This is a genomic window from Streptomyces sp. PL-29 (genome assembly GCF_058344425.1).
Window position 1 is genome coordinate 4979572 of sequence record NZ_CP136996.1, and the last position, 24835, is coordinate 5004406.

General features: G+C 71.8%; 21 protein-coding genes and 1 riboswitch. Of the genes, 18 read left to right on the plus strand and 3 right to left on the minus strand.

Going from position 1 to position 24835, the window contains the following annotated elements; translation table 11 throughout:
• Nucleotides 1–9: 9 nt before the first annotated feature.
• Entirely contained in the window at nt 10–1125 is a 1116-nt protein-coding gene (gene gcvT / locus R4Z63_RS23075; RefSeq protein WP_037928072.1) for a glycine cleavage system aminomethyltransferase GcvT, read from the minus strand.
• A 171-nt stretch (nt 1126–1296) separates the two neighbouring features.
• A riboswitch (glycine riboswitch) is annotated at nt 1297–1399 on the minus strand.
• 189 nt (nt 1400–1588) lie between these two features.
• Here gcvT and R4Z63_RS23080 point away from each other — a divergent pair.
• The 11 genes from R4Z63_RS23080 to R4Z63_RS23130 all read left to right on the plus strand — a co-directional run bounded on the left by R4Z63_RS23080 (nt 1589) and on the right by R4Z63_RS23130 (nt 13636).
• Nucleotides 1589–2266, plus strand: coding sequence for an AAA family ATPase (locus tag R4Z63_RS23080; protein ID WP_384445580.1), 678 nt, complete (start codon nt 1589–1591; stop codon nt 2264–2266).
• A gap of 114 nt (nt 2267–2380) precedes the next feature.
• Complete coding sequence (locus tag R4Z63_RS23085; RefSeq protein ID WP_037928076.1) at nt 2381–3115, plus strand: enhanced serine sensitivity protein SseB; 735 nt, start codon at nt 2381–2383, stop codon at nt 3113–3115.
• Between the two features lie 96 nt (nt 3116–3211).
• A complete protein-coding gene (locus tag R4Z63_RS23090) occupies nt 3212–3952 on the plus strand; it encodes an enhanced serine sensitivity protein SseB C-terminal domain-containing protein (protein ID WP_384445582.1) in 741 nt (246 codons plus the stop codon).
• A 467-nt stretch (nt 3953–4419) separates the two neighbouring features.
• On the plus strand, nt 4420–5415 hold the full coding sequence (locus R4Z63_RS23095; RefSeq protein WP_037928079.1) for an ABC transporter permease: 996 nt from the start codon (nt 4420–4422) through the stop codon (nt 5413–5415).
• Nucleotides 5416–5492: 77 nt separating this feature from the next.
• Complete coding sequence (locus tag R4Z63_RS23100) at nt 5493–7241, plus strand: ABC transporter substrate-binding protein (protein WP_078557015.1); 1749 nt, start codon at nt 5493–5495, stop codon at nt 7239–7241.
• Between the two features lie 150 nt (nt 7242–7391).
• Nucleotides 7392–8399: an ABC transporter permease gene (locus tag R4Z63_RS23105; RefSeq protein ID WP_037928087.1), complete on the plus strand. Its 1008-nt coding sequence runs from the start codon at nt 7392–7394 to the stop codon at nt 8397–8399.
• Nucleotides 8396–9541, plus strand: a complete 1146-nt coding sequence (locus tag R4Z63_RS23110; RefSeq protein WP_384445585.1) for an ABC transporter ATP-binding protein — start codon at nt 8396–8398, stop codon at nt 9539–9541. The genes R4Z63_RS23105 and R4Z63_RS23110 overlap by 4 nt, the downstream gene beginning before the upstream one ends.
• Nucleotides 9542–9573: 32 nt before the next feature.
• The gene (locus R4Z63_RS23115; RefSeq protein WP_384445624.1) at nt 9574–10650 is read left to right on the plus strand and encodes an ABC transporter ATP-binding protein; all 1077 of its coding nucleotides are present in this window, start codon (nt 9574–9576) and stop codon (nt 10648–10650) included.
• 141 nt (nt 10651–10791) lie between these two features.
• Complete coding sequence (locus tag R4Z63_RS23120; RefSeq protein ID WP_030826581.1) at nt 10792–11448, plus strand: trimeric intracellular cation channel family protein; 657 nt, start codon at nt 10792–10794, stop codon at nt 11446–11448.
• 46 nt (nt 11449–11494) lie between these two features.
• Complete coding sequence (locus R4Z63_RS23125) at nt 11495–12349, plus strand: thioesterase family protein (protein ID WP_037928093.1); 855 nt, start codon at nt 11495–11497, stop codon at nt 12347–12349.
• A 123-nt stretch (nt 12350–12472) separates the two neighbouring features.
• Nucleotides 12473–13636 (plus strand): cysteine desulfurase family protein, encoded by a 1164-nt coding sequence (locus R4Z63_RS23130; RefSeq protein ID WP_037928096.1) that lies wholly within the window; start codon nt 12473–12475, stop codon nt 13634–13636.
• Nucleotides 13637–13649: 13 nt separating this feature from the next.
• Here R4Z63_RS23130 and R4Z63_RS23135 read toward each other — a convergent pair whose 3' ends face one another.
• A complete protein-coding gene (locus tag R4Z63_RS23135) occupies nt 13650–14312 on the minus strand; it encodes an N-acetylmuramoyl-L-alanine amidase (RefSeq protein WP_384445588.1) in 663 nt (220 codons plus the stop codon).
• A gap of 69 nt (nt 14313–14381) precedes the next feature.
• Between R4Z63_RS23135 and mnmA the strand changes: the two genes are divergently transcribed.
• Nucleotides 14382–15515 carry a tRNA 2-thiouridine(34) synthase MnmA gene (mnmA, locus tag R4Z63_RS23140; protein ID WP_384445590.1) on the plus strand — a complete coding sequence of 378 codons (1134 nt, stop codon included), beginning with the start codon at nt 14382–14384 and terminating at the stop codon, nt 15513–15515.
• Between the two features lie 9 nt (nt 15516–15524).
• Here the strand turns inward: mnmA and R4Z63_RS23145 are convergent, their stop codons facing one another.
• Nucleotides 15525–16448 (minus strand): NADP-dependent oxidoreductase, encoded by a 924-nt coding sequence (locus R4Z63_RS23145; RefSeq protein ID WP_384445592.1) that lies wholly within the window; start codon nt 16446–16448, stop codon nt 15525–15527.
• A 136-nt stretch (nt 16449–16584) separates the two neighbouring features.
• Between R4Z63_RS23145 and R4Z63_RS23150 the strand changes: the two genes are divergently transcribed.
• The 6 genes from R4Z63_RS23150 to R4Z63_RS23175 all read left to right on the plus strand — a co-directional run bounded on the left by R4Z63_RS23150 (nt 16585) and on the right by R4Z63_RS23175 (nt 24622).
• Nucleotides 16585–17607: a GlxA family transcriptional regulator gene (locus R4Z63_RS23150; protein ID WP_384445626.1), complete on the plus strand. Its 1023-nt coding sequence runs from the start codon at nt 16585–16587 to the stop codon at nt 17605–17607.
• Nucleotides 17608–17701: 94 nt separating this feature from the next.
• Nucleotides 17702–18046 (plus strand): DUF1330 domain-containing protein, encoded by a 345-nt coding sequence (locus R4Z63_RS23155; protein ID WP_384445594.1) that lies wholly within the window; start codon nt 17702–17704, stop codon nt 18044–18046.
• Nucleotides 18047–18153: 107 nt separating this feature from the next.
• Nucleotides 18154–18843 (plus strand): SDR family oxidoreductase, encoded by a 690-nt coding sequence (locus tag R4Z63_RS23160; protein ID WP_037928115.1) that lies wholly within the window; start codon nt 18154–18156, stop codon nt 18841–18843.
• Complete coding sequence (locus tag R4Z63_RS23165; protein ID WP_037928119.1) at nt 18840–19823, plus strand: methionine synthase; 984 nt, start codon at nt 18840–18842, stop codon at nt 19821–19823. The genes R4Z63_RS23160 and R4Z63_RS23165 overlap by 4 nt, the downstream gene beginning before the upstream one ends.
• A gap of 30 nt (nt 19824–19853) precedes the next feature.
• Nucleotides 19854–22055 (plus strand): NAD-dependent DNA ligase LigA, encoded by a 2202-nt coding sequence (gene ligA, locus R4Z63_RS23170; protein WP_384445597.1) that lies wholly within the window; start codon nt 19854–19856, stop codon nt 22053–22055.
• A 386-nt stretch (nt 22056–22441) separates the two neighbouring features.
• Nucleotides 22442–24622 carry a putative bifunctional diguanylate cyclase/phosphodiesterase gene (locus R4Z63_RS23175; protein ID WP_236647826.1) on the plus strand — a complete coding sequence of 727 codons (2181 nt, stop codon included), beginning with the start codon at nt 22442–22444 and terminating at the stop codon, nt 24620–24622.
• Nucleotides 24623–24835 lie beyond the last annotated feature (213 nt).

Sequence of the window (24835 nt, forward strand, 5' to 3'; positions counted from 1 at the left end):
CGCGGAGGGCTACTTCTGCCGCTTGTAGAACGGCAGCGCGACGACCTCGTACGGCTCATGCGTACCGCGAATGTCGACGCCGACGCCGGAGGTGCCGGGCGCGGCGTGCTCCGCGTCCACGTACGCCATCGCGATCGGCTTGCCCAGCGTCGGGGACGGGGCGCCCGAGGTGACCTCGCCGATGACCTTGCCGTCGGCGACGACGGGGAAGCCGGCGCGCGGGACGCGGCGGCCCTCGGCGATCAGGCCGACCAGCTTGCGCGGGGCCTGGTCGGCGGCCTTCTCGGCGGCGGCCTCCAGGGCGGCGCGGCCGACGAAGTCCCCCTCCTTCTCGAACTTCACGACCCGGCCCAGACCTGCGTCGAACGGGGTCAGGGAGGTGGTCAGCTCGTGCCCGTACAGCGGCATGCCCGCCTCCAGGCGCAGGGTGTCGCGGCAGGACAGGCCGGCCGGAACCAGGCCGACGCCCTCGCCGGCCTTGGTCAGCGCCTGCCACAGCTCCACGGCGTGCTCGGGGGCGACGAACAGCTCGAAGCCGTCCTCGCCGGTGTAGCCGGTGCGTGCGATCAGCGCGGGCACGCCCGCGACGGTGCCCGGCAGGCCCGCGTAGTACTTCAGGCCGTCGAGGTCGGCGTCGGTGAGCGACGCCAGGATGCCGGGGGACTCCGGACCCTGCACGGCGATCAGCGCGTACGCGTCGCGGTCGTCGCGGACCTCGGTGTCGAAGCCGGCGGCACGCTCGGTCAGGGCGTCGAGGACGACCTGGGCGTTGGAGGCGTTGGCGACGACCATGTACTCGGTCTCGCCGAGGCGGTAGACGATCAGGTCGTCGACGATCCCGCCGTCCTCCTGGCAGATGTGCGTGTAGCGGGCACGGCCGACACCGACGGTGGAGATGTTGCCGACCAGCGCGTAGTCCAGGGCCTTGACGGCCTCCGGGCCGGTCAGCGTGATCTCGCCCATGTGCGACAGGTCGAAGAGGCCGGCCTTGGTGCGTACGGCGTTGTGCTCGTCGCGCTCGCTGGCGTACCGCAGCGGCATGTCCCAGCCCGCGAAATCGGTCATGGTCGCACCGAGCGAACGGTGCAGCGCATCGAGGGCGGTCAGGCGGGGGGCAGTGCTCATGGGTGTGGCTCCCGGGTCCCAGGGCATCGACATGACATGACGAGGACGTTCCTCCCCATCTGTCATCGGAACCTGAGAGGTTCGCCGAGAGTTCCGCCGATCGTCCGATCGCCGGTCTCCCCGACTTGCACCTTGGGTGGAGCTGGCGCGCAGCTCGCTTTTCAGATCTGCCTCATCCACGCGGTACGGGGCCTGAGAGATTCAAGGGAGGTTCTTGCTCCTTCGGCGCCCGGCACGGCCTCGCGGCCTGCCGGGACTCTCCCGCGCGGATTCAAGCGGCCGGTATGCAGTTGGTCCAGATGGCGCACATCATTGCACGGCATGCTCGGGATCGGGGGTGGGGGTCCGAAAGTTCGTACGCCCCTCCGAACGGGCCGAGTGGAACCGTGGATGCCGGATTACCGTCTCTTTACACTCGGTGGGAAGGGTCCCGGTGGCCCGACGCGGGGGGAAGGCGAGCACTGTGCGGAGATTCGGAGTGGTGACGGCGACGGGAGCCGTCGAAGCGGTGCCGGCCCAGCGGCGCGGCGCGCGCGAGCGCGGGAGGGCTGCCGACGGCGGCCTCGGCCCCGTGCGCGACCTGCGCGGCCCCGCACTGCGCGGACCCCGGCGGCTCGGCTTCGCCGAGGGCGACATCGTCGTGGTCTCCGGGCTGCCCGGCGGCGGCAAGAGCACGCTGATCAAGCGAGCCGCGCCGGAGGGCGGCGCCGTCGACTCCCAGGACACCCGTGAACGCTGGGAGCGCCGGATGCCCGCCCGGCTGCCCTACGCCGTCTACCGCCCGCTGGTACGCGCCGCGCACTACTGGGGGCTGTACCGGATCCTGCGCTCCGGCGACTCCGTCGTCGTCCACGACTGCGGCACTCAGAGCTGGGTGCGCGCCCTGCTCTCCGCGGCCGCGCGCCGCCGGGGCCGGTCGCTGCACCTCGTCCTCCTGGACAGCAGCCCCGAGGAGGCGCTCTCCGGCCAGGCCGCGCGGGGCCGGGGGGTGTCTGCCTACGCCTTCGCCCGCCACCGCGGCGCCGTGGGCCGCCTGCTGCGCGACGCCGAGGCGGGCCGCCCGCCCGCCGGCTGCGCCTCCGCGACCCTGCTGGACCGCCGCTCGGCCGCCGCCGTGACGGGGATCGGTTTCCACGGCTGACCGCCGGGCCGGGCCGACCCGGATCCCCGGCGGCGGTGCCCGCCCCGCGGCCGGTACCCTGCGGGGCGACACGCGCGGGACCGCACGTGCGGGACCAGACAGGGGCAGGGGCAGATGCAGGGCAGCGGCTGGCCGGAAAATGAGCTGGAGCAGGTGCTCGGGGCGGCGCTCGGGCAGCCGGACGCCGGCGGCCGGATCCTGGAGGTGCTCGGGCGCAGCAGGGTGTGGGTGCCCCTGCCGGGCGGCGGCGGCCCCGACACGGCCGGTCTGGACCTGCCCACCATGGACATCGGCGGGGCGGCGTACGTCCCGGTCTACAGCTCCGAGGCCCAGTTCCTCGCCTGTGTCGGCCCCGGCATGGACTTCGCGGTGGCCCCGGCGGTCGAGTTCGCCCGGGGGCTGCCCCCGCAGCTCGGCATCGCGGTCAATCCGGAGGGCGCCGTCGGCGTCCCGCTGCCCCCGCCCGCCGTCGCCGAGCTCTGCCGTGCGGGCCGCAGCCCGCTCGACGGCTCCGCGACCGGCGGCCGCGTACGGCTCTTCGAGCCCGACTGGCAGGAGGACCCGGTGGACTTCCTGGCTGCCGCCGGCGAGGAGTTCCGCGCCACCGGAGTGGTCGCGGCGGCGCACCGCTGCCTCGCCAGCGTCGAGGGCGGGGCACCGGAACTCTTCGTCGGTGTCCGCCTGGCGGGGTGGGAGCCACAGATGCGGGAGGCGCCGATGGAGGCGCTCGGACGCGCCCTGGCGCGCGTTCCGGCGCCGTGGCCCGTGCAACTGATCCTCCTGGACGCGGCCCAGGACCCGGTCACGGACTGGATTCGTGAGCGCGTACGCCCCTTCTACCTCGCGTAGGGCCGCTTAAGCTGGTTACATCTCCCGGCCGCACGCATGAGCGCTGGCCCGGGTAAGGCACGCGTGGAGCGACGGGCGGACGAAGAGGGGTACCGGGTGAGTGCGTCAGGCACGGCCGCGGCCGGGCAGGTCGAGCACATGATGCGCCAGGTGACTCCCGGGCGCTACGAGAGCTACGAGTCACTGCTGCGGGCCCTGTCCGAGGGCCGGCTGTGGATGCTGCTGTGGCAGGGGCAGCCGGGGTCCCCGGACGCCCAGTACGGCGGCATGGAGGTCGAGGGGCTCGGCTACGCCCCCTGCGTCACCTCCCCCCAGGAACTGGCCGCGAGCGGCTGGAACCGGGGCTACGAAGTGGTCACGGGGCGGGACATCGCCCGCGCCCTCTACCCGGACCGCTGGGGTCTGTGGCTCAACCCGCATGCCCAGGGCGGCGGCCTCGGCGTGCCCTGGGCCGACCTGCGCCGCATCGCGACCGGCCTGGACCGGATGCCCGCGGGCCCGCTGCGGCTGTCCGAGCCCAGCATCGAACTGCCCCAGTTCTACGGCCTGCTGACCCAGCATGCGCACCGCACACCGGCCGTGCGGTCGCTGCGCCGCGTCTGGGTGCAGCCGGCACTCGGGTCCCCTTACCTCGCCGTCGGGCTCGACCTGTACGACGCCTCCGCGCCCGCGCTGGAATCCGTACGGGAAATGATGCGCCAGTCGGTCGGGGCGGTGCCCGAGGGCGTCCCGGTGTGCACCGTCGCGCTGGGCGACGAGCACGACCCCGTGGCGATGTGGCTGCGGGCGCAGACCCGGCCCTTCTACGACCGCGAGGGCCAGGCCCCGGCGTACTGACCCGGCCCGCCCCCAGGAGCCCCCGCGGACCCGCGGGGGCTCCTGGCGCGAAATCCGCATATCGAGACGTCCATCTCGAAGGCCGCACCGGTCCCATCGGTGCGGCCTTCGGCATATCCGCTGAATAGGCCCAAGATTCACGTCTGAAAGGGCAGTTGGGTCTGATGTCCGTTCCGCGCCGAACGCGCGGTGTTTCACCGCTCAACAGGCCTGGCGGTTCGGATAGCGGAAGGTGTAAGCCCAGATCACGGTTGCGCATCACATCCCCGGGGGGTCTGGCGGGCGGTTGAGAGCGCGTTGAAGACTCCCCCCACCGAAGGCCGGTCCATCTCACGAACACCGGCTCTTCACGTGCACTTCCGGCACATTTTCTCGCCAATCGCACCACCAGCGACGCCGATTGAACCAAGCCGCCACAGCGGCGGGCATGGGCCGGCCACCGTCGGCCGAGAGGGGTCCCCACCACGATGACGGCACCACTGCACGACACCAACGCGGCCGAGTCCGCGGCCGTGGCCACCCCCGACGTTCCGCAGAAGGCGATCGAGGGCCGCTCGCTCGGCCGGATCGCGTGGACCAGACTCAAGCGCGACAAGGTGGCGATGGCCGGCGGCGCGGTCGTGCTGCTCCTCGTCGTGCTGGCCGCGCTGTCGCAGCCGATCCAGTGGGTGTTCGGCCTGGACCCGGACGCGCTGCACCAGGACCTCATCGACCCCTCCCTGGCCACTCCGATCGGCTCCTTCGGCGGTATCAGCTGGGAGCACCCCCTCGGCGTGGAGCCGAAGTTCGGCCGCGACATCGCCACCCGCATCCTGGAAGGCTCCTGGGTCTCCCTGCTGGTCGCCTTCGGGTCGACCCTCCTCTCGGTGCTGATCGGCTCGGTGCTGGGCGTCGTCGCCGGGTACTACGGAGGCTGGGCCGACACGGTGATCAGCCGCATGATGGACACCTTCCTCGCCTTCCCGCTGCTGCTCTTCGCGATCTCCATCTCGGCCGCCCTCCAGGGCGGGGCCTTCGGGCTGGAGGGACTGCCGCTGCACATCGGCGTGCTGATCTTCGTGATCGGCTTCTTCGGCTGGCCCTACATCGGGCGCATCGTGCGCGGCCAGACGCTGTCGCTGCGCGAGCGGGAGTTCGTCGACGCGGCCCGCAGCCTCGGCGCCCGCGGCCCCTTCATCGTCTTCCGGGAGCTGCTGCCCAATCTGGTGGCGCCGATCCTCGTCTACGCCACCCTGCTCATCCCGACCAACATCCTCTTCGAGGCCTCTCTGAGCTTCCTCGGCGTGGGTATCCAGCCACCGCAGGCCTCGTGGGGCGGAATGCTCAGCTCCGCCGTGGACTACTACAAGGTCGACCCGATGTTCATGGTCGTCCCGGGCACGGCGATCTTCCTCACCGTGCTCGCCTTCAACCTCCTCGGCGACGGCCTGCGCGACGCCCTGGACCCCAAGAGCTCGCGCTGATCCGCCCGTCTCCCGGGCATCCGGCCGAGGCACCGCCCGTACCACCACCACTCCGAATCAGGGGGCATCACTCCGTCATGAGAAGCAGGTCGAGAAAAGCCGCGGTGCTTGCCGCCGCCATCACCGTCGCCCTCACCGCCTCCGCCTGCAATGGTGGTGACAAGACCGCCGGCGACGACAAGTCGGCCGGATCCAACGCCGCCGTCAAGGGCGTGGTCAACGCCTCCGACAAGCAGGGCGGAACGCTCGTCTACGAGGCGTCCGACACCCCCGACTCCTTCGACCCCGGCAACACCTACTACGGCTTCGTCTTCAACTTCAGCCGCCTGTACGCCCGTCCGCTGACCACCTTCGCTCCCGGCGCCGGAGCCGAGGGCAACAAGGTCGTCCCGGACCTCGCCGAGAGCCTCGGCACCCCCAGTGACGGCGGTGCCACCTGGACGTACAAGATTCGCAAGGGCGTGAAGTACAGCGACGGTACGGAGATCACCTCCAAGGACGTCAAGTACGCCGTCGAGCGGAGCAACTTCGCCCGTGACGTGCACTCCAACGGCCCGAACTACCTCGCGCAGTACCTCAAGGACAACGAGACCCCCTACGAGGGCCCGTACAAGGACAAGTCCGACACGGGGCTGCAGTCCATCGAGACCCCCGACGACCAGACGATCGTCTTCAAGCTGAAGCAGCCCTTCGCCGAGTTCGACTACCTGCTGGCGAACCCGCAGTCGGCCCCCGTGCCGAAGGCCAAGGACAACGGCGCGGACTATGTGAAGAACATCGTCTCCTCGGGCTCGTACATGTTCGAGAGCTACGAGCACGACAAGCAGGCGGTCCTGGTCCGCAACCCCAACTGGGACGCCTCCACGGACCCGCTGCGCAAGCAGCTCCCGGAGAAGATCGTCGTCAAGCTGAAGGTCAACCAGGAGACGATCGACTCCAACCTGAAGGCCGGCAACACCCACATCGACATCGTCGGCAACGGTGTGGCCCAGCAGACCCAGACCGAGCTGCTGACCTCGAAGGACCCCAACACCGACAACGCCGAGGGCGGTCGCCTGGTCTACATGGCCATGAACACCAAGGTGGCGCCCTTCGACAACGTGGAGTGCCGCAAGGCGGTCCAGTACGCGATCGACAAGGTGTCGGTGCAGACCGCGTTCGGCGGTCCCACCCGCGGCGCCATCGCCAGCACCGTCCTGCCGACCGACATCCCGGGGCACGTGGACTTCAACACCTACGAGACCCCTGACAACAAGGGCGACGAGGCCAAGTCCAAGGCCGCGCTGACCGCCTGCGGACAGCCGAACGGCTTCGAGACCACCATCACCGCGCGCAACGACCGCGCCGGCGAGGTCGACATGGCCACGGCCATCCAGGCGTCCCTGAAGAAGGTCGGGATCAACGTCAAGATCCAGCAGTTCCCGGCCGGCAAGTACTTCAGCGACTACGCGGGCGTCCCGAAGTTCACCGAGGACAACAAGATCGGCCTCATGATGATGCAGTGGGGCGCCGACTGGCCGAGCGGCTTCGGCTTCCTCCAGCAGGTCGTCCACGGTGACGCGATCAGCAAGACCGGTAACACCAACCTGTCGCAGCTGAACGACCCCGAGATCAACAAGATGCTGAACGACAACATCGCCAACACCGACGCCGCCGCGCGCGAGAAGGTCTACGGCGAGATCGACAAGAAGGTCATGGACCAGGCGGTCATCGTGCCCCTGACCTACTTCAAGGTCCTGCACTACCGCTCGCCCAAGCTCACCAACGTGGTCTCCAACCCGGCGTGGAGCGGTCAGTACGACTACCTCAACATCGGCCTGAAGTAAACCCGGACGCCAAGTCCTCAGGCAGTTCGACCCTCTCAGCCAGATCTGCCAGAACCGTGGAAGGCAGGTGAAGGCAGCAGCGCGCGCGCCGGTCCGTACCGCCCCCCGACCGGGGGCGGTACGGACCGGCGGACGCCGAAGCCGACCCCCGTGTTTGTGTACATCGTCCGGCGGCTGTTCGCCGCGGTGTTCCTGCTGCTCGTTGTCAGCGCGATCACCTTCGCGATCTTCTTCCTGCTGCCCCGGCTGGCCGGCGGCACGGCCGACTCGCTGGCCACGCAGTACGTGGGCAAGAACCCCTCGCCCGAGTCCATCGCCGCGGTCAAGAAGAACCTCGGCTTCGACCAACCCCTGTACGCGCAGTACTGGGAGTTCCTGAGGGGCATCTTCGCGGGCCGCGAGTTCAACTACGGCCCCAGCCCCTCGCAGTGCAACGCCCCCTGCCTGGGCTACTCCTTCAAGGACCACGTCGAGGTCTGGCCCGACATCGTGAGCCGGTTGCCCGTCACCGCCTCCCTCACCCTGGGGGCGGCCGCCATCTGGCTGGTCACCGGTGTCACCACGGGCGTGGTGTCGGCCCTGCGGCCCGGCTCGCTCTTCGACCGGCTCGCGATGGGCGTGGCCCTCGCCGGCGTCTCCCTGCCGATGTTCTTCACCGGCACCCTCGCGCTGGCCGTCTTCGTCTTCAACTGGCCGGTGTTCACCAACGTCTACGTGGACTTCTCCGACGACCCGGCCGCCTGGGTCCAGGGACTGGTCCTGCCCTGGTGCACGCTGGCCTTCCTCTACTCCGCGCTCTACGCACGGCTCACCCGGGCCGGAATGCTGGAGACCATGAGCGAGGACTACATCCGCACCGCCCGGGCCAAGGGCCTGCGCGAGCGGGTGGTCGTCACCCGCCACGGACTGCGCTCCGCGCTGACCCCGATCGTGACCATCTTCGGCATGGACTTCGGGCTGCTCCTCGGCGGCGCGATCGTCACCGAGACGGTCTTCTCCTACCACGGCGTCGGCGAGTACGCCTACCAGGCGATCGCGGTCAACGACCTGCCGAAGATCCTCGGCGTGACCCTGTTCGCCGCCTTCTTCATCGTGTTCTGCAACCTGGTGGTCGACCTCGTCTACGCCATCATCGACCCGAGGGTGAGGCTGTCGTGATCGACCCGACTCAGAAGGGGAAGGGCGTCAGCGCCGACGCCCGTACCGCGGACGCCGCCTCCACCGGCACGGCCCTCTCGGCGGATCCGGTCGCAGGCCGTCCCGCCGAGGCCTTCCTCGACGTCCGCGACCTCAAGGTGCACTTCCCCACCGACGACGGAGTCGTCAAATCGGTGGACGGGCTCTCCTTCCAGCTGGAGAAGGGACAGACCCTCGGCATCGTGGGCGAGTCCGGCTCCGGCAAGTCGGTCACCTCGCTGGCCGTCATGGGCCTGCACCGGGCGGGCAACGCCGACCGCTCCAGCGTCGAGATGTCGGGCGAGATCTGGCTCGGGGGCAGGGAACTGCTGACGGCCGATCCCGAGGAGGTGCGCAGGCTGCGGGGCCGCGACATGGCGATGATCTTCCAGGACCCGCTGAGCGCGCTGCACCCCTACTACACGATCGGCTCCCAGATCGTGGAGGCGTACCGCGTCCACAACGACGTGGACAAGAAGACGGCGCGCAAGCGGGCCGTGGAGATGCTCGACCGGGTGGGCATCCCCGAGCCCGGCAAGCGCGTCGACGACTATCCGCACCAGTTCTCCGGCGGTATGCGCCAGCGCGCGATGATCGCGATGTCGCTGGTCAACAATCCTGACCTGCTGATCGCGGACGAGCCGACCACGGCGCTGGACGTCACCGTGCAGGCGCAGATCCTGGACCTGATCCGCGATCTGCAGAAGGAGTTCGGCTCCGCCGTCATCATGATCACGCACGACCTCGGCGTCGTCGCGGAGATGGCCGACGAGATCCTCGTGATGTACGGCGGCCGGTGCGTCGAGCGGGGCACCGCCGAGAAGGTGTTCTACGAGCCCCGCCACCCCTACACCTGGGGCCTGCTGGGCTCGATGCCGCGCATCGACCGCGAGCAGAGCGAGCGCCTCATCCCGGTCAAGGGCTCCCCGCCCAGCCTCATCAACATCCCCGACGGCTGCGCCTTCAACCCGCGCTGCCCGTACGCCGACGTGCCCAAGGGCAACGTGACGCGTACGGTCCGGCCCGAGCTCACCCAGGACGACAGCCGCCACTGGTCCGCCTGCCACATGCCGCAGGACGAGCGGACCCGGATCTGGACCGAAGAGATTGCGCCGAAGCTGTGACCGAGACGCCTGACACGAAGAAGCCGGAAGCGGTGGTCATTCCCGCGCAGGCCACGGACTCGCCCGAAGTCCTGCTCAAGGTCACCGGCCTGGCGAAGCACTTCCCGATCACCAAGGGGCTGATCCGGCGCCAGGTGGGCGCGGTCAAGGCCGTCGACGGACTCGACTTCGACGTCCGGCGCGGGGAGACCCTGGGCATCGTCGGCGAGTCCGGCTGCGGAAAGTCGACCATGGGCCGGCTGATCACGCGGCTGCTCGAACCGAGCGGCGGCACGATCGAGTTCGAGGGCAAGGACATCACGCACCTCGGGGTGGCGGGCATGCGCCCGCTGCGCCGCGACGTGCAGATGATCTTCCAGGACCCCTATGGCTCGCTGAACCCGCGCCACACGGTGGGCACCATCGTCAGCGCCCCGTTCAAGCTCCAGAACGTCGTCCCGGAGGGCGGGCTCAAGGCGGAGGTCCAGCGGCTGCTGTCGCTCGTCGGCCTCAACCCCGAGCACTACAACCGCTACCCGCACGAGTTCTCGGGCGGCCAGCGCCAGCGCATCGGCATCGCGCGGGCCCTGGCGCTGAAGCCGAAGCTGGTGGTCGCGGACGAGCCCGTCTCGGCGCTCGACGTCTCGATCCAGGCCCAGGTGGTCAACCTGCTGGACGACCTCCAAAAGGAGCTCGGCCTCACCTATGTGATCATCGCGCATGACCTGTCGGTCATCCGTCACGTGTCGGACCGCATCGCGGTGATGTACCTCGGCAAGATCGTCGAGCTCGCCGACAACGCGTCCCTGTACGGGGAGCCGATGCACCCGTACACGGCGGCCCTGATGTCGGCCGTGCCGGTGCCGGACCCGAGGCGGCGCGGCGCAAGGAGCGGGCGCATCCTGCTCAAGGGAGACGTGCCGTCCCCGATCTCGCCGCCGAGCGGCTGCCGCTTCCACACGCGGTGCTGGAAGGCGACGCAGATCTGCGCCACCCAGGAGCCGCCGCTGCTCGCGCTGAAGACGGGGCACCAGGTGGCTTGCCATCACCCGGAGAACGCCCCCGACCAGGCTCCGGGCGACACGCCCCTCCCGGGTGCGGCGGACGCGGTGACGACGGCTTCGCAGTAGGCCGCCCCGGCCGTGCCGGGGGCTGTCCCCGGCACGGCCGGCGCGCCGCCGGGGACAGCGGCCGCCGCGGGGCCCGCCACCTGGGCGGGAGCCGGGGGTGACGCGTCACCCGGGCGGGAGCCGAGGGGCGACAATGGCCCGGTGCTCCACGATCTCTTCCCGCCCGGGGTCCAGCATGCGCTGGACCTCGCCGGCATCTTCGTCTTCGCCACCGCGGGTGCCCTGCTCGCCGTCCGCAAGAATTTCGACGTCTTCGGCATCGCCGTGCTCGCCCTCGTCACCGCCCTCGGCGGGGGCCTCTTCCGCGACCTGGTCATCGGTGCCGTCCCGCCGGCCGCCTTCGGTGAGCTCAGCTTCTTCGTCACCCCGCTGATCGCCGCCGCGATCGTCTTCTTCCTGCACCCCGAGGTTCAGCGGATCAACCGGGCGATCAACGTCTTCGACGCCGCCGGCCTCGCACTGTTCTGTGTGACCGGCACGACCAAGGCCTACGAGTACGGCCTCGGCCTGACCGCGTCCGCGGCGCTGGGCCTGGCTACGGCCGTCGGCGGCGGCGTACTGCGCGACGTGCTGGTCAACGAGGTGCCCTCGCTGCTGCGCGACCGCGAGATGTACGCCGTGCCCGCCACCGTGGGTGCCGCGATGGTCGCCGTCTCCATCGCCCTGGACTCGCTCAACGCCGTCACCACCGGCCTGGCGATCGTGACCACCTTCGTCCTGAGGCTCCTCGCCATGCGCTACCACTGGCGGGCGCCGCTGGCCTGGAACCGCCGCTCCTCGGTGGCCGAAGAGCCGTAGCAACAGAAAGCTACCGCTTAGTAGTAAGCAGGTGTACCGTCGTTCCATGTCATATGCAGCTGCCCAGGCATCCATCGGCGACAGCGAGTTCGACCGCGACACCGCCATCACCGAGCGCGCCGGCGAGCCCGGCGTGTACGACGCGGAGCTCTCCGCCGGCTGGACGATCATCGCCGCTGTCAACGGCGGCTACCTGCTGGCCCTGGTCGGACGGGCCCTGTCGGCGGCCCTCCCGCACCCGGACCCCTTCACGGTCTCCGCGCACTACCTGACGTCCTCCGTGCCCGGCCCGGCCGTGATCCGCACCGAGGTCGTCCGAGTCGGCCGTACCCTCTCCACCGGCCAGGCCTCGCTCTTCCAGTACGACGAGCACGGCAACGAGGTCGAGCGCATCCGCGTCCTCGCCTCGTACGGCGACCTCGCGTCCCTGCCGGACGACGTGCGGACCGTCGCCGAGCCGCCGCTCATGCCCTCCTACGAGAACTGCATCGGCCCCGAGGCCGGCCCCGCGCCGATCCCCGGCAGCTCCGCCATCGTGGACCGGCTCCGGCTCCGGCTCGACCCGGCGACGGCGGGCTGGGCCGTCGGCGCCCCCTCCGGCAAGGGGGAGATGCGGGCCTGGTTCGAGCTGGCCGACGGCCGCGACGCCGACCCGCTGTCCATGCTCCTCGCGGTGGACGCACTGCCGCCGACCGCCTTCGACCTCGGCCTGGTGGCCTGGACCCCGACCGTGGAGCTCACCACGCACATCCGCCGCCGCCCGGCCCCCGGCCCGCTGCGGATCTCCATCACCACCCGCAACCTGGCCGGCGGCTTCCTGGAGGAGGACGCCGAGGTCTGGGACTCCACCGACCACCTGGTCGCCCAGTCCCGCCAGCTGGCACGGGCCCTGCGCATGTGACCTCCGGCGCGCGGCGCGGCGCCCGGCCGGGAGGTCGCGGGGCGGGCATGAGCCCCCGCGGCCCGGCCGGATCGGGTCCCGCCGGGCGGAGGGCCGCAGGCGGGCCCCTAGAATCGGGGGATCATGGCCTACCTCGACCACGCCGCCACCACCCCCATGCTGCCGGAGGCCGCCGCGGCGATGACCGCGCAGTTCGCCGCCACGGGGAACGCCTCGTCCTTGCACGCCGCCGGCCGCCGGGCCCGCCGTACCGTCGAGGAGGCCCGCGAGGCCTTCGCCGAGGCGATCGGCGCACGCCCCAGCGAGGTGGTCTTCACCGCGGGCGGCACGGAAGCCGACAACCTCGCCGTCAAGGGCCTCTACTGGGCCCGGCGCGACGCCGACCCCGCCCGCACCCGGGTCATCGCCAGCCCCGTCGAGCACCACGCCGTCCTCGACGCCGTGCACTGGCTCGCCGAGCACGAGGGCGCCGAGGTCGACTACCTGCCCGTGGACCGATACGGGCGCGTGCACCCCGACGCCTTCCGCGAAGCCGTCGAGCGCAACCCCGGCGACATCGCCCTGGCCACCGTCATGTGGGCCAACAACGAGATCGGCACCGTCATGCCGGTCCGTGAACTGGCCGACACCGCCCGCGAGGCCGGCATCCCGCTGCACTCCGACGCCGTCCAGGCCTTCGGGCAGCTCGACGTCCACTTCGGCGACAGCGGCCTCGCCGCCATGACCGTCAGCGGTCACAAGATCGGCGGCCCCTACGGCATCGGAGCGCTGCTCCTCGGCCGCGACCAGAGTCCCGTACCCGTCCTGCACGGCGGCGGGCAGGAACGGCACGTCCGCTCCGGCACCCTCGACGTTCCCGCCATCGCCGCCTTCGCGGTGGCCGCCGTCGTCGCCGCCGAGCGGCGGGAGCGGTTCGCCGCCGAGGTCGGCGCCCTGCGCGACGACCTGGTGGCCGCGGTCCTCGCGGCCGTGCCCGACGCCGTCCTCGGAGGCGACCCCGACGAGCGGCTTCCTGCCAACGCGCACTTCAGCTTCCCCGGCTGTGAGGGCGACTCCCTGCTGCTCCTGCTCGACGCCCAGGGCATCGAGTGCTCCACCGGATCGGCGTGCACCGCGGGCGTGGCCCAGCCGAGCCATGTCCTGCTGGCGGCCGGCACCGATCCTCGGCTGGCCCGCGGCACCCTGCGTTTCTCCCTCGGCCACACCTCCACCAAGGAGGACGTCGCCGCCCTGGCCGCGGCCATCGGTCCCGCGGTGGAGCGCGCCCGGACGGCCGGTCTCAGCTGATCGCGGGGGAGGCTCAGGCCGGAGCGGCCAGGGCCTCCCGGACCATGCGCAGGTAGCGGTCCCAGTCCCAGTGCCCGCCCGGATCCGTGTGATCGGCGCCGGGCACCTCGGAGTGCCCGACGATGTGCTTGCGGTCCGCCGGGAAGTCGTAGCGGCGGCAGATGTCGGCGGCCAGCCGGGCCGAAGCCGCGTACAGGGCGTCCGTGAAGTCCTCCGGCCGGTCCACGAAACCGACGTGCTCGATGCCGACGCTGCGCTCGTTCATCGACCGGTTGCCCGCGTGGAAGGCCACGTCCAACTCGCGCACCATCTGCTCCACATGCCCGTCTCCCCGGACTATGTAGTGCGCCGAAGCCTTGTGCCACGGATTCTTGAAGGCGTCAACCGAGGACTGGAAGCCGCCCTGTGTGACGTGCACGACGATCCGGTCCACCCGGTAGTCGTCGGGCCGGTCGGCCATCCGCCAGTTCGCCGGCGAGGCGGCCGTCCAGCCCGCCCCCGCGTGGTCGATCTCGCCCTCCTTGCGCGGCTTGGCCACTCCCGGCAGCAGCCACCACGCGCGGCGGATCTCCTCCCGGCCGGCGACCGCCCCCGCGGCGACGATGCCCAGCCCGCCGAGCAGCACCGCCCGGCGCGTCCGCCCCGACTTCGATCTCTTGTTCCCCTGCTCGGCCATGTGATCCACCCCCTGTAGCCGATAACGCGCTGTGACCCCGCTCGGTTCCCCCGTACCCTGGACGGTGCTATGACTGAGAACCTGCCGCGCACCGACCGCCCCCTTCGCGTCCTGGCCGCCATGTCCGGCGGAGTGGACTCCGCCGTCGCAGCCGCCCGCGCCGTCGAAGCCGGGCACGACGTGACCGGCGTCCACCTCGCGCTCTCCGCGAACCCGCAGTCCTTCCGGACCGGAGCCCGTGGCTGCTGCACCATCGAGGACTCCCGCGACGCCCGCCGTGCCGCGGACGTCATCGGTATCCCCTTCTACGTCTGGGACCTCGCCGAGCGCTTCCGCGAGGACGTCGTCGAGGACTTCATCTCCGAGTACGAGGCCGGGCGCACCCCGAACCCCTGCCTGCGCTGCAACGAGAAGATCAAGTTCGCCGCGCTGCTCGACAAGGCCCTCGCCCTCGGCTTCGACGCCGTCTGCACCGGCCACTACGCCACCGTCGTGCTGAAGGAGGACGGCTCCCGCGAGCTGCACCGCGCCTCCGACCTGGCCAAGGACCAGTCCTACGTCCTCGGCGTCCTCGACGACAAGCAGCTCGCCCACGCCCTCTTCCCGCTCGGCGACACCCTCACCACCAAGGAAGAGATCCGCGCCGAGGCGGAGGCCCGCGGCCTGGCCGTCGCGAAGAAGCCCGACAGCCACGACATCTGCTTCATCGCCGACGGAGACACCCAGGGCTTCCTCACCGGCCGCCTCGGCAAGGCCGAGGGCGACATCGTCGACGGGGCCACCGGCGAGAAGGTCGGCACGCACGACGGCGCCTTCGGCTTCACCATCGGCCAGCGCAAGGGCCTGCGGATCGGCCACCCGGCCCCCGACGGCAAGCCGCGCTACGTGCTCGACATCTCCCCGGTGAACAACACCGTCACCGTCGGACCCGTCGAGGCCCTCGACGTCAGCGCCCTCACCGCGATCCGCCCCCGCTGGTGCGGGGCCGAGGCGGCCGCCCCGGGCACCTACACCGCCCAGCTGCGCGCCCACGGCGGAGAGACCGAGGTCTTCGCAGAGGTGGTGGACGGCGAGTTGCGCGTCTCCTTCGCCGAGCCCGTCCGCGGCGTGGCCCCCGGCCAGGCGATCGTGCTCTACGACGGCACCCGCGTGGTCGGCTCCGCCACCATCGCGACGACGACGCGGGCCGCGGCCGCCGTCTGACGGACCGGCTCAGACCACCGTCAGGACGATCTTGCCGGTGGTGCGGCCCTGCTCGCCGATCTCGTGGGCCTTCGCGGCCTGCTCCAGCGGGAGCACCGTCTCGATCAGCGGCTTCAGCAGGCCCCGGTCCGCGAGGTCTGCGATCGCCTCCAGGCCCTTCAGGTCCGGGTCGACCAGCACCCAGGCCGCGTTCACCCCGTCGGCGCCCGCCGGGACGGAGTCCGGGCCGGGCAGCGAGATCAGGTGGCCGCCGGCCTTGAGGACCTTCAGGCTGCGCTCGGCGGTGTCGCCGCCCAGCGCGTCCAGCACGACGTCGACGTCCGAGACCGCCCCGGCGAAGTCCACCGAGCGGTAGTCGATCAGCTCGTCGGCGCCCAGCCCGCGCAGCACCTCGTGCTTGGCCGCGCTGGCGGTGCCGATCACGTACGCGCCGCGGGCCTTGGCGATCTGCACCGCCAGGTGCCCGACCCCGCCGGCCGCCGCGTGCACGAGCACCCGCTGCCCGGCCGTGACGCCGGCGGTGTCCACCAGTGCCTGCCACGCGGTGAGCGCCGCCAGCGGCAGCGCCGCCGCCTGCACGTGGTCGAGGGAGCCGGGCTTGCGGGCGAAGTGCCGCGCCGGCGCCGCCACGTACTGCGCGTAGCCCCCCGCCTGGCGCGGGAAGTGCGGCATGCCGTACACCTCGTCGCCCGGGGCGTACAGGGTCACGCCCGGGCCGACGGCCTCGACGGTGCCGGACACGTCCCAGCCCACGACCGGGGTCTCGCCCCAGGAGATCAGGGCGCCGCTCGCGCGGGTCTTCCAGTCGACCGGGTTGACGCCCGCCGCGTGGACCCGGACGAGGACCTCGCCCAGGCCGGGCTCCGGCCGCTCGATCTCCCGCTCGACCAGGTTCTCCGGGCCGCCCCACTTGTCGACGACGATCGCGCGCATCTCAGTCCGCCTCATTCCGTTCGTTCGCGTCCGCTACCGGGCCGTTCCCCGGCGACGCGTCCCAGATTCGGACAGGGGGAACGCCCATGGTGTTGGCCGTTTGGCCACTGTGTGACAGGATCTGGCCATGGGTGAGATGCGGGAGCACTTCGAGGACACGGCCCGTCGCGGAAGCGGAGCGGGCGGCCGCCACCTGGTCGCCGTCCTGGCCCTCCCCGGCTTCCCGCCGTTCGAGCTCGGCATCCCCTCCCGGGTCTTCGGCAGCGCCGTGGACGACGAGGGCGAGGCCTTGTACGAGGTCGTCGTCTGCACCGCCGACGGCGCCCCGGTCCCCAGCGACTCCGGCTTCACCCTCCAGCCCGCCGCCGGGCCCGAGGCCCTCGCCGCCGCCGACACGGTGATCGTCCCGCCCACCCACGCCATGCCCGAGCTCGGCCGCGGCGGACCGCTGCCGCCCGCCGTCGCCGCGGCCATCGCCGGCATCCGCCCCGGCACCCGCCTGGTGTCGATCTGCTCCGGCTCCTACGTGCTCGCCGCCGCCGGACTCCTCGACGACCGCCCCGCCACCACGCACTGGAACCTCGCCGAGGAGTTCCGCCGCGCCTACCCCCGGGTCCGCCTCGACGAGGACGTCCTGTTCGTCGACGACGGCGACGTCCTGACCTCGGCCGGCGTCTCCGCCGGAGTGGACCTGTGCCTGTACCTGATCCGCCGTGACCACGGCGTGACCGTCACCAACCGGGCCGCCCGCATGTGCGTCGTACCGCCCTGGCGCGACGGCGGACAGGCCCAGTTCATCGACCGGCCCGTCCCCGAGCCCACCGTCGCCACCACCACCGCCACCCGGGCCTGGGCCCTGGAACGCCTCGCCGAGCCGGTCAGCCTCGGCGAGCTCGCCGCCCACGCCCGGATGAGCCTGCGCACCTTCACCCGGCGCTTCCGCGACGAGGTCGGCATGACCCCGGTGCAGTGGCTCACCGCCCAACGCCTCGAAAGGGCCCGGCACCTGCTGGAGTCCAGCGACCTCCCGGTCGACCTCGTCGCCCACCGGTCCGGCTTCGGCTCCGCGAACTCCCTGCGCCAGCACATGCGCGCGTCCCTCGGCGTCTCCCCGATCGCCTACCGGCGCACCTTCCAGCCCGCCGCTGCCCCGGCATGACCCCGGAGGTCATCGCCACCGCGGCCGCGAGCGGCCAGGATCGGACCAACGGCCCGCACCGGCGGACCGTTCGGCACCGACCAGGGAGCGGACCATGACCGCGTACGCCATCGCCCACCTGCGCCCCGAGACGATGAACGAGGACGTCCTCACCTACATCGAGGCCATCCAGTCGACACTGGACCCCCACGGCGGCCGTTTCCTCGTGCACGGCAGGCAGGTCGAGGTCCTGGAGGGCCCCTTCCCCGGCACCGTCGTCGTCATCGGCTTCCCCGACATCGAGCGGGCCCGCGCCTGGTACGCCTCCGACGCCTACCAGGCCATCCTCCCCCTGCGTACGAGGCACATAGCCGGCGAAGCCGTACTGGTCGAGGGCGTCCCGGTCGACTACGACGCCTCGCAGACGGCCGCGGCCCTGCGCGCCGAAGCCGGCCTCTGACGGTCGCCCGGGCCGCGTTCGTCCTCGCGGGGCCCGCGCAGCCGCCGCCGGCACCTGACCTCGACCTTCGGGCCCCGCGCGGGCTCGGGGGTGCGAGCATGTGCGGTATGGCTACTCACCTGATCACCGGTGCCGGTTCCGGCATCGGCGCCGCCGTCGCGACCCGTCTGCACGCCCGCGGCGACGACCTCGTCCTCCTGGCCCGCGACGCCGCCCGCGGCAAGCAGCTCGTCGAGCGCTACCCCGGCTCCCGGGCCCTCGTGGGCGACCTCGCCGATCCGGACCGGCTCTCCTGGGCCTTCTCCCAGCAGGCGATCCCCGAGCGCATCGACTCGCTCCTGCACATCGCCGGGATCGTCGACCTCGGCCCGGTGGGGGAGCTGCGGCCCAAGACCTGGCACCAGCAGCTCAACGTGAACCTGGTCGCCCCCGCCGAGGTGACCCGGCTGCTGCTGCCGACCCTGCGCGCCTCCAAGGCCACCGTCGTCTTCGTCAACTCCGGCGCCGGTCTCAACGCCCACGCCGACTGGAGCGCGTACGCCGCCTCCAAGCACGGCCTGAAGGCCCTCGCCGACTCGCTGCGCGCCGAGGAGCGGGCCAACGGCATCCGGGTCACCTCCGTCTACCCGGGCCGCACCGCCAGCCCCATGCAGGCCAAGGTGCACTCCCAGGAGGGCAAGGAGTACGACCCCGCCGCCTGGATCGACCCCGAGTCGGTGGCGACCACAGTCCTGATGGCCGTCGACCTGCCCCGCGACGCCGAGGTCAACGACCTGTCCGTGAGGCCGGGCCGATGAGCGCCGGCGCGACCGGAGTCGGTTCGCTGCCCGGCGGCGACGCCCGCGAGGCCGCCAAGACCGCGACCGGATCCTTCGAGGACTTCCCGTACCTTCCCGAACTGCCCGCCCGCGGCCCCGGCGCCGACATGATCGGCCGCACGACCGGGCTGCTCGTCGACCTGTACGCGCACGTGGAGCCCAGCGGCTGGCGGATCAGCGACCGGCCCGGGCGCGACACCCGCCGGGCCAGGTCCTGGCTGGGCGAGGACCTGGACGCTTTGGAGGAGTTCACCCAGGGTTACACCGGCAAGCTGAAGATCCAGGCGGTCGGGCCGTGGACGCTGGCCGCCGGCCTGGAGCTGCACGGCGGCGAGGCGATGCTGCAGGACGCGGGAGCCTGCCGCGACCTGGCCGGATCGCTCGCCGAGGGGCTGCGCGAGCACCTGGCCGATGTGCGCAGGCGGATCCCCGGCGCCGACGTCGTGCTGCAGCTCGACGAGCCGTCCCTGACGGCCGTGCTGCGCGGCCGCGTCCGCTCCGCGAGCGGCTACCGCACCTACCGCGCCGTGGACCGGCAGGTCGTCGAGGGCGTCCTGCGCGATCTGTTCGCCGTCCACGACGGCGACGTGATCGTCCACTCCTGCGCACCCGAAGTTCCCTTCGGCTTGCTGCGCCGGGCCGGCGCCACGGGAGTGTCGTTCGATTTCTCCCTGCTCACGGAGCGCGAGGACGACGCCGTCGGGGAGGCCGTCGAAGGCGGTACGAAGCTCTTCGTCGGAGTGGTGGCGGGCACCGACGGCCCGTTGTCCGACCCGGGCGGTAGCGTCATGGGTGTCAGGAAGCTCTGGCGCAGGCTGGGGCTGGCCCCGGGGACTCTGGCGGAGTCCGTCGTGGTCACCCCCTCGTGCGGTCTGGCGGGCGCCTCGCCCGCCTACGCCCGTGCGGTGCAGGCACATTGCGCCAGGGCGGCGAGGTCGCTCGCCGACAACCCTGAGTGACGGTCGAGACGGGCCACGGGAGGACACGGCATGGCAGCCGAACAGCAGGACACGGCAGTACCGGCGGCGGTGCGTGAACAGCACCAGCTGCTGGCCGAGCAGGTCGAGGAGCACCGCTTCCGGTACTACGTGAACGACCAGCCGGTCGTCAGCGACGCCGAGTTCGACCGGCTGCTGCGTTCGCTGGAGGCGCTGGAGGAGGAGTTCCCGGAGCTGCGCACGCCCGACTCGCCCACCCAGAAGGTGGCCGGGGCGTACGAGACGGACTTCGCCTCCGTCGAGCACCGCGAGCGCATGCTCTCCCTCGACAACGCCTTCGACGACGAGGAACTGGCCGCCTGGGCCGATCGGGTGGCCCGGGACACCGGCAGCTCCGCCTACCACTACCTGTGCGAGTTGAAGGTGGACGGCCTCGCCGTCAACCTCACCTACGAGCACGGCCGGCTCACCCGGGCGGCCACCCGCGGCGACGGCCGCACCGGTGAGGACATCACGCCCAACGTCCGCACCATCGCCGAGATCCCGGACCGCCTCTCGGGCGAGCGGATCCCGACGCTCGTCGAGATCCGTGGCGAGGTCTACTTCCCGATGGAGAAGTTCGAGGAGCTCAACGCCAGACTCGTCGCGGCGGAGGGCAAGCCCTTCGCCAACCCGCGCAACGCCGCGGCCGGTTCCCTGCGCCAGAAGGACCCGAAGGTCACGGCGACCCGCCCGCTGCACATGGTCGTCCACGGCATCGGCGCCCGCGAGGGTTTCGCGATCGAGCGCCAGTCGCAGGCGTACGAGCTGCTGCGCGAGTGGGGCCTGCCCACCGCCCGGCACAACAAGGTGGTGTCCTCCCTCGCCGAGGTCCGGGATTTCATCGCGGAGTTCGGTGAGAACCGGCACTCGGTGGAGCACGAGATCGACGGCGTGGTCGTCAAGCTCGACGAGATCGCCCTCCAGGGCCGGCTCGGCTCCACCGCCCGCGCCCCGCGCTGGGCCATCGCCTGGAAGTACGCCCCCGAAGAGGTCAACACCAAGCTGATCGACATCAAGGTCGGTGTCGGGCGTACGGGGCGCGTGACGCCCTACGCGCAGGTGGAGCCGGTGACGGTGGCGGGCTCCGAGGTCGAGTTCGCGACCCTGCACAACCAGGAGGTCGTCAGGGCCAAGGGCGTGCTCATCGGTGACACCGTGGTCCTGCGCAAGGCCGGTGACGTGATCCCCGAGATCCTCGGCCCGGTGGTCGACCTGCGCGACGGCACCGAGCGGGAGTTCGAGATGCCCACCGAATGCCCCGCGTGCGGGACGGCGCTGCGCCCCATGAAGGAGGGGGACATCGACGTCCGGTGCCCCAATGCCCAGACCTGCCCCGCCCAGCTGCGCGAGCGGCTCTTCTACCTGGCCGGCCGGCAGTCCCTGGACATCGAGAACTTCGGCATGGTCGCCGCCGCCGCCCTGACCGGCCCGCTGGAGCCGGCGCAGCCGCCCCTGCTCGACGAGGGAGACCTCTTCGCCCTGACCGTCGAGCAGCTGCTGCCCATCAAGGCGTACGTCCTGGACCAGGACAGCGGCCTGCCCAAGCGGGACCCGAAGACCGGCGAGGAGAAGATCGTCACGGTCTTCGCCAACCAGAAGGGCGAGCCGAAGAAGAACGCCCTGGCGATGCTGGAGAACATCGCCGCGGCCAAGGAGCGCCCGCTCGCCCGCATCATCAACGGCCTGTCCATCCGCCACGTCGGACCGGTCGCGGCCGAGGCGCTGGCCCGTGAGTTCCGGTCCGTCGCGGCCATCGAAGCGGCGACCGAGGAGCAGCTCACCGCCACTGACGGGGTCGGCGCGATCATCGCCGCCTCGCTGAAGGAGTGGTTCGCGGTCGACTGGCACCAGGAGATCCTGCGCAAGTGGCGTGAGGCCGGGGTCCGGATGGAGGAGGAAGGTTCCGCCGAGGAAGAGGGGCCCCGGCCGCTGGAGGGCCTGACCGTGGTCGTCACCGGTACTTTGCAGAGCCACACGCGGGACGGCGCCAAGGAGGCCCTCCAGAGCCGCGGTGCCAAGGTCACCGGATCCGTCTCGAAGAAGACCTCCTTCGTCGTGGTCGGCGACAACCCCGGTTCGAAGTACGACAAGGCAGTCCAGTTGAAGCTGCCCGTCCTCGACGACGCCGGGTTCGCCGTGCTGCTGGAGCAGGGTCCGGACGCGGCACGCGCAGCAGCGCTCCCAGTGGACCGTGAGTCCGAAGGGGAGTAGTACCGACCGGGTGATCCCCGAGGGGGAGTAGCGAAGGCGAACGGATGCGTGGCGTGTTGCCGTGAGGACGGGCGCACGCCAGGCGTGGCGGACGGTGGTAAACGGCCGGTACAAGGCTGGTCGCGGGGCGGCGACCTGTCGGATCATCGGACGGGCGGCGGGGCCCCGGTCCAAACTCACCCGTTCGGCGGATACCGTACTGATGAGGATGGCTGGGTCGCATTCGGGCAACCACTGCCGACCGCTGCCCCTGGGAGCCTCCCGCGTCCTACTGTTGAGGGGTGCGCCAGTCGTGCACACGGCTGCGGGATGCGATTCCGGCCGTGGTGGCATGACATGGGGGCCATCGCGTGACATCGGCATCGCCGGCTGTGAGAGGTACGGGCATGAAACCCACCGAAAGCGCCGACCCGTCACCTGAATTCGGCGGGGAGATCCCGCCCATGCGGGCGGGCAGGCTCGGCGTCCTGCGGGCCAGGACTCCGGACACCCGACCGGTCGACACCGGTGAGGGCGGGCAGGGGCGGCGCGGCGTGCTGCCCTTCCTCGTCGTGGGTCTCGCGGTCGTGGTGCTCACCACCGGCGTCGCATCCGCCCTGATCGGCCGTCATGCGCTGTTCCCCGGCGGGCCGGTCGGCTGGGCCCTGGCCCTCCTCACCGGCATCATCGTCGGCCACCTCGTCGCCCTCGGCCGGGACCGCTGGTGGGGCGGCACCGGATCGGGCGCCGCGCTCACCCTCGCCGTGCTCATCCTCTACGGCTGGGTGCCCGCCGGACTGGTCTCGCTCGCGGTGGTCTCCCTGGTCGGCGCCGCCCGCAGACACCGCTGGCGACAGGGGCTGCTCCACGGCTCCGTCGACATCCTCGGCATCGCCGCCGGTGCCCTCGTGCTCGCCGCCTTCGGCGAGGCGCCCACCGTCGAAGCCCCCTGGCCGCCCACCACCTGGGGGCTGGACGCCCTGCCCGAGATCGTCCTCGTCGCCGTCGCCTATCTGCTCGCCACCCGGTTCCTGCTCTGGATCGCCCTGGCCCCGCGCGGCGCCGGGCTGCCCACCGTCGCCCGGACCGCCCTGCTCCGACAGGCGTTAGTGGCGGTCGCGCTGCTCGGCATCGCGCCCCTCATCTGCGTGGTGGCGGTCACCAAGCCGGTCCTGCTGCCGCTGTTCGCCGTACCGCTCATCGCGCTGGACTCCACCCTCTGGATCGCCCGGGCGCGCGCCGAGGAGCAGCTACGGGACCCGCTGACCGGGCTGCCGAACCGGCAGTGGCTCCTGGAGCGGGCCTGGTCGGCCCTCGACGAGGCGGAGCGCCTGGGCACCCGGGCCGCCCTCGTGCTGATCGACCTCGACCGCTTCCGGGCGGTCAACGACACCCTGGGCCATCTGGCGGGCGACCGGCTCCTCCTCCAGATCGCCGACCGGCTGCGCCAGGCGCTGCCCGAGGAGGCCGAGGCCGCCCGCCTGGGCGGCGACGAGTTCGCCGTCCTGCTCCCCGTCGCGGACTCCACCACCAGCGCCCAGCGCATCGCGCGCCACCTGGTCGCGGAACTCAGCTCCCCGCTCGACCTGGACGGCCTCACACTCGTCCTGGAGGCCAGCGCCGGCCTCGCCGTCTTCCCCGACCACGCGCTGGACGCGGAAGGCCTGCTGCGGCGCGCGGACGTGGCGATGTACCAGGCCAAGCGGGACCGCACGGGCGTGGAAGTGTACGAATCCAAGCGCGACAGCAACACCCCCGACCGGCTGGGTCTCCTCGGCGACCTCCGAAGGGCCCTCGACGCGGGCGAAGTGGAACTCCACTACCAGCCGAAGGTCCGCTTCGACGGGCAGGTCGCCGGACTCGAAGCGCTAGTGCGCTGGGTCCACCCGGAACGCGGCCGGGTGCCCCCGGACGAGTTCATCGCGATCGCCGAGACGTCCGGGCTGATGCCGCACCTGACGGAGTACGTCCTGGAGACGGCCCTGGCCCAGGTGGCACGCTGGCGTGCACAGGGCCTGAAGGTCCCGGTCGCCGTCAACGTTTCGCCGCGCGACGTCCACACGCCCGGCTTCGCCGGCGCGGTGGCCGCGCGGCTGGCCCGCCACGGTGTCCCGGCCAGCGGCCTGCAGCTGGAGATAACGGAACACGTCCTGCTGGAGGACCCCCAGCGGGCGGCGGACACCATGGCCGGCCTCACCGGGCACGGTGTGAAGATGTCCCTGGACGACTTCGGCACCGGCTACTCCTCCCTCGTCCACCTGCGCCGCCTGCCGGTCAGCGAGCTGAAGATCGACCGTTCCTTCGTGGGACGGCTCGCCGTCGACACGCAGGACGCGGAGATCGTCCGGTGCACCGTCGACCTCGCACACTCGCTCGGCCTGCTCGTCGTGGCAGAGGGCGTCGAGGACGACGAGACCTGGGAGCGGCTGCGAGACCTGGGCTGCGACGCCGTACAGGGATGGCTGGTGGCCGCCGCGATGCCGCCGCAGGAAGCCACCGCCTGGCTGCTGGCCCGGGGCGAGCGCGGCTGGCGACGCCCGGCGGACATCACGGCGGAACTGGCCGCCGCCGAGGCCGACGCGGTCTGACCGCCCCCGGGCCCGGCCGGCCGGGCGGCGCCCCCGCCGGAGCGCCCCCAGGACCCCGCGCCCCCCACGCCGGCGGGGCCGGCACCCGACCCCGCCCGCCTTCGGCCGGGACGCCGCGCGGGCCCCGTGCGGCGTCCCGGCCAAACCGTTTCGCAGGCCGGGCGCCGGGCCCCCTAGGATTGAGCCCGAAACTACACATCCACCCACCCCCAG

Bases quoted from the DNA above. Each gene is read 5' to 3' on its own strand.
- gcvT (WP_037928072.1), bottom strand. From the start codon at position 1,125: ATGAGCACTGCCCCCCGCCTGACCGCCCTCGATGCGCTGCACCGTTCG.
- R4Z63_RS23085 (WP_037928076.1), top strand. From the start codon at position 2,381: ATGCAGGGCAGCGGCTGGCCGGAAAATGAGCTGGAGCAGGTGCTCGGG.
- R4Z63_RS23095 (WP_037928079.1), top strand. From the start codon at position 4,420: ATGACGGCACCACTGCACGACACCAACGCGGCCGAGTCCGCGGCCGTG.
- R4Z63_RS23100 (WP_078557015.1), top strand. From the start codon at position 5,493: ATGAGAAGCAGGTCGAGAAAAGCCGCGGTGCTTGCCGCCGCCATCACC.
- R4Z63_RS23125 (WP_037928093.1), top strand. From the start codon at position 11,495: ATGTCATATGCAGCTGCCCAGGCATCCATCGGCGACAGCGAGTTCGAC.
- R4Z63_RS23130 (WP_037928096.1), top strand. From the start codon at position 12,473: ATGGCCTACCTCGACCACGCCGCCACCACCCCCATGCTGCCGGAGGCC.
- R4Z63_RS23135 (WP_384445588.1), bottom strand. From the start codon at position 14,312: ATGGCCGAGCAGGGGAACAAGAGATCGAAGTCGGGGCGGACGCGCCGG.
- mnmA (WP_384445590.1), top strand. From the start codon at position 14,382: ATGACTGAGAACCTGCCGCGCACCGACCGCCCCCTTCGCGTCCTGGCC.
- R4Z63_RS23145 (WP_384445592.1), bottom strand. From the start codon at position 16,448: ATGCGCGCGATCGTCGTCGACAAGTGGGGCGGCCCGGAGAACCTGGTC.
- R4Z63_RS23150 (WP_384445626.1), top strand. From the start codon at position 16,585: ATGCGGGAGCACTTCGAGGACACGGCCCGTCGCGGAAGCGGAGCGGGC.
- R4Z63_RS23155 (WP_384445594.1), top strand. From the start codon at position 17,702: ATGACCGCGTACGCCATCGCCCACCTGCGCCCCGAGACGATGAACGAG.
- R4Z63_RS23160 (WP_037928115.1), top strand. From the start codon at position 18,154: ATGGCTACTCACCTGATCACCGGTGCCGGTTCCGGCATCGGCGCCGCC.
- R4Z63_RS23165 (WP_037928119.1), top strand. From the start codon at position 18,840: ATGAGCGCCGGCGCGACCGGAGTCGGTTCGCTGCCCGGCGGCGACGCC.
- ligA (WP_384445597.1), top strand. From the start codon at position 19,854: ATGGCAGCCGAACAGCAGGACACGGCAGTACCGGCGGCGGTGCGTGAA.
- R4Z63_RS23175 (WP_236647826.1), top strand. From the start codon at position 22,442: ATGAAACCCACCGAAAGCGCCGACCCGTCACCTGAATTCGGCGGGGAG.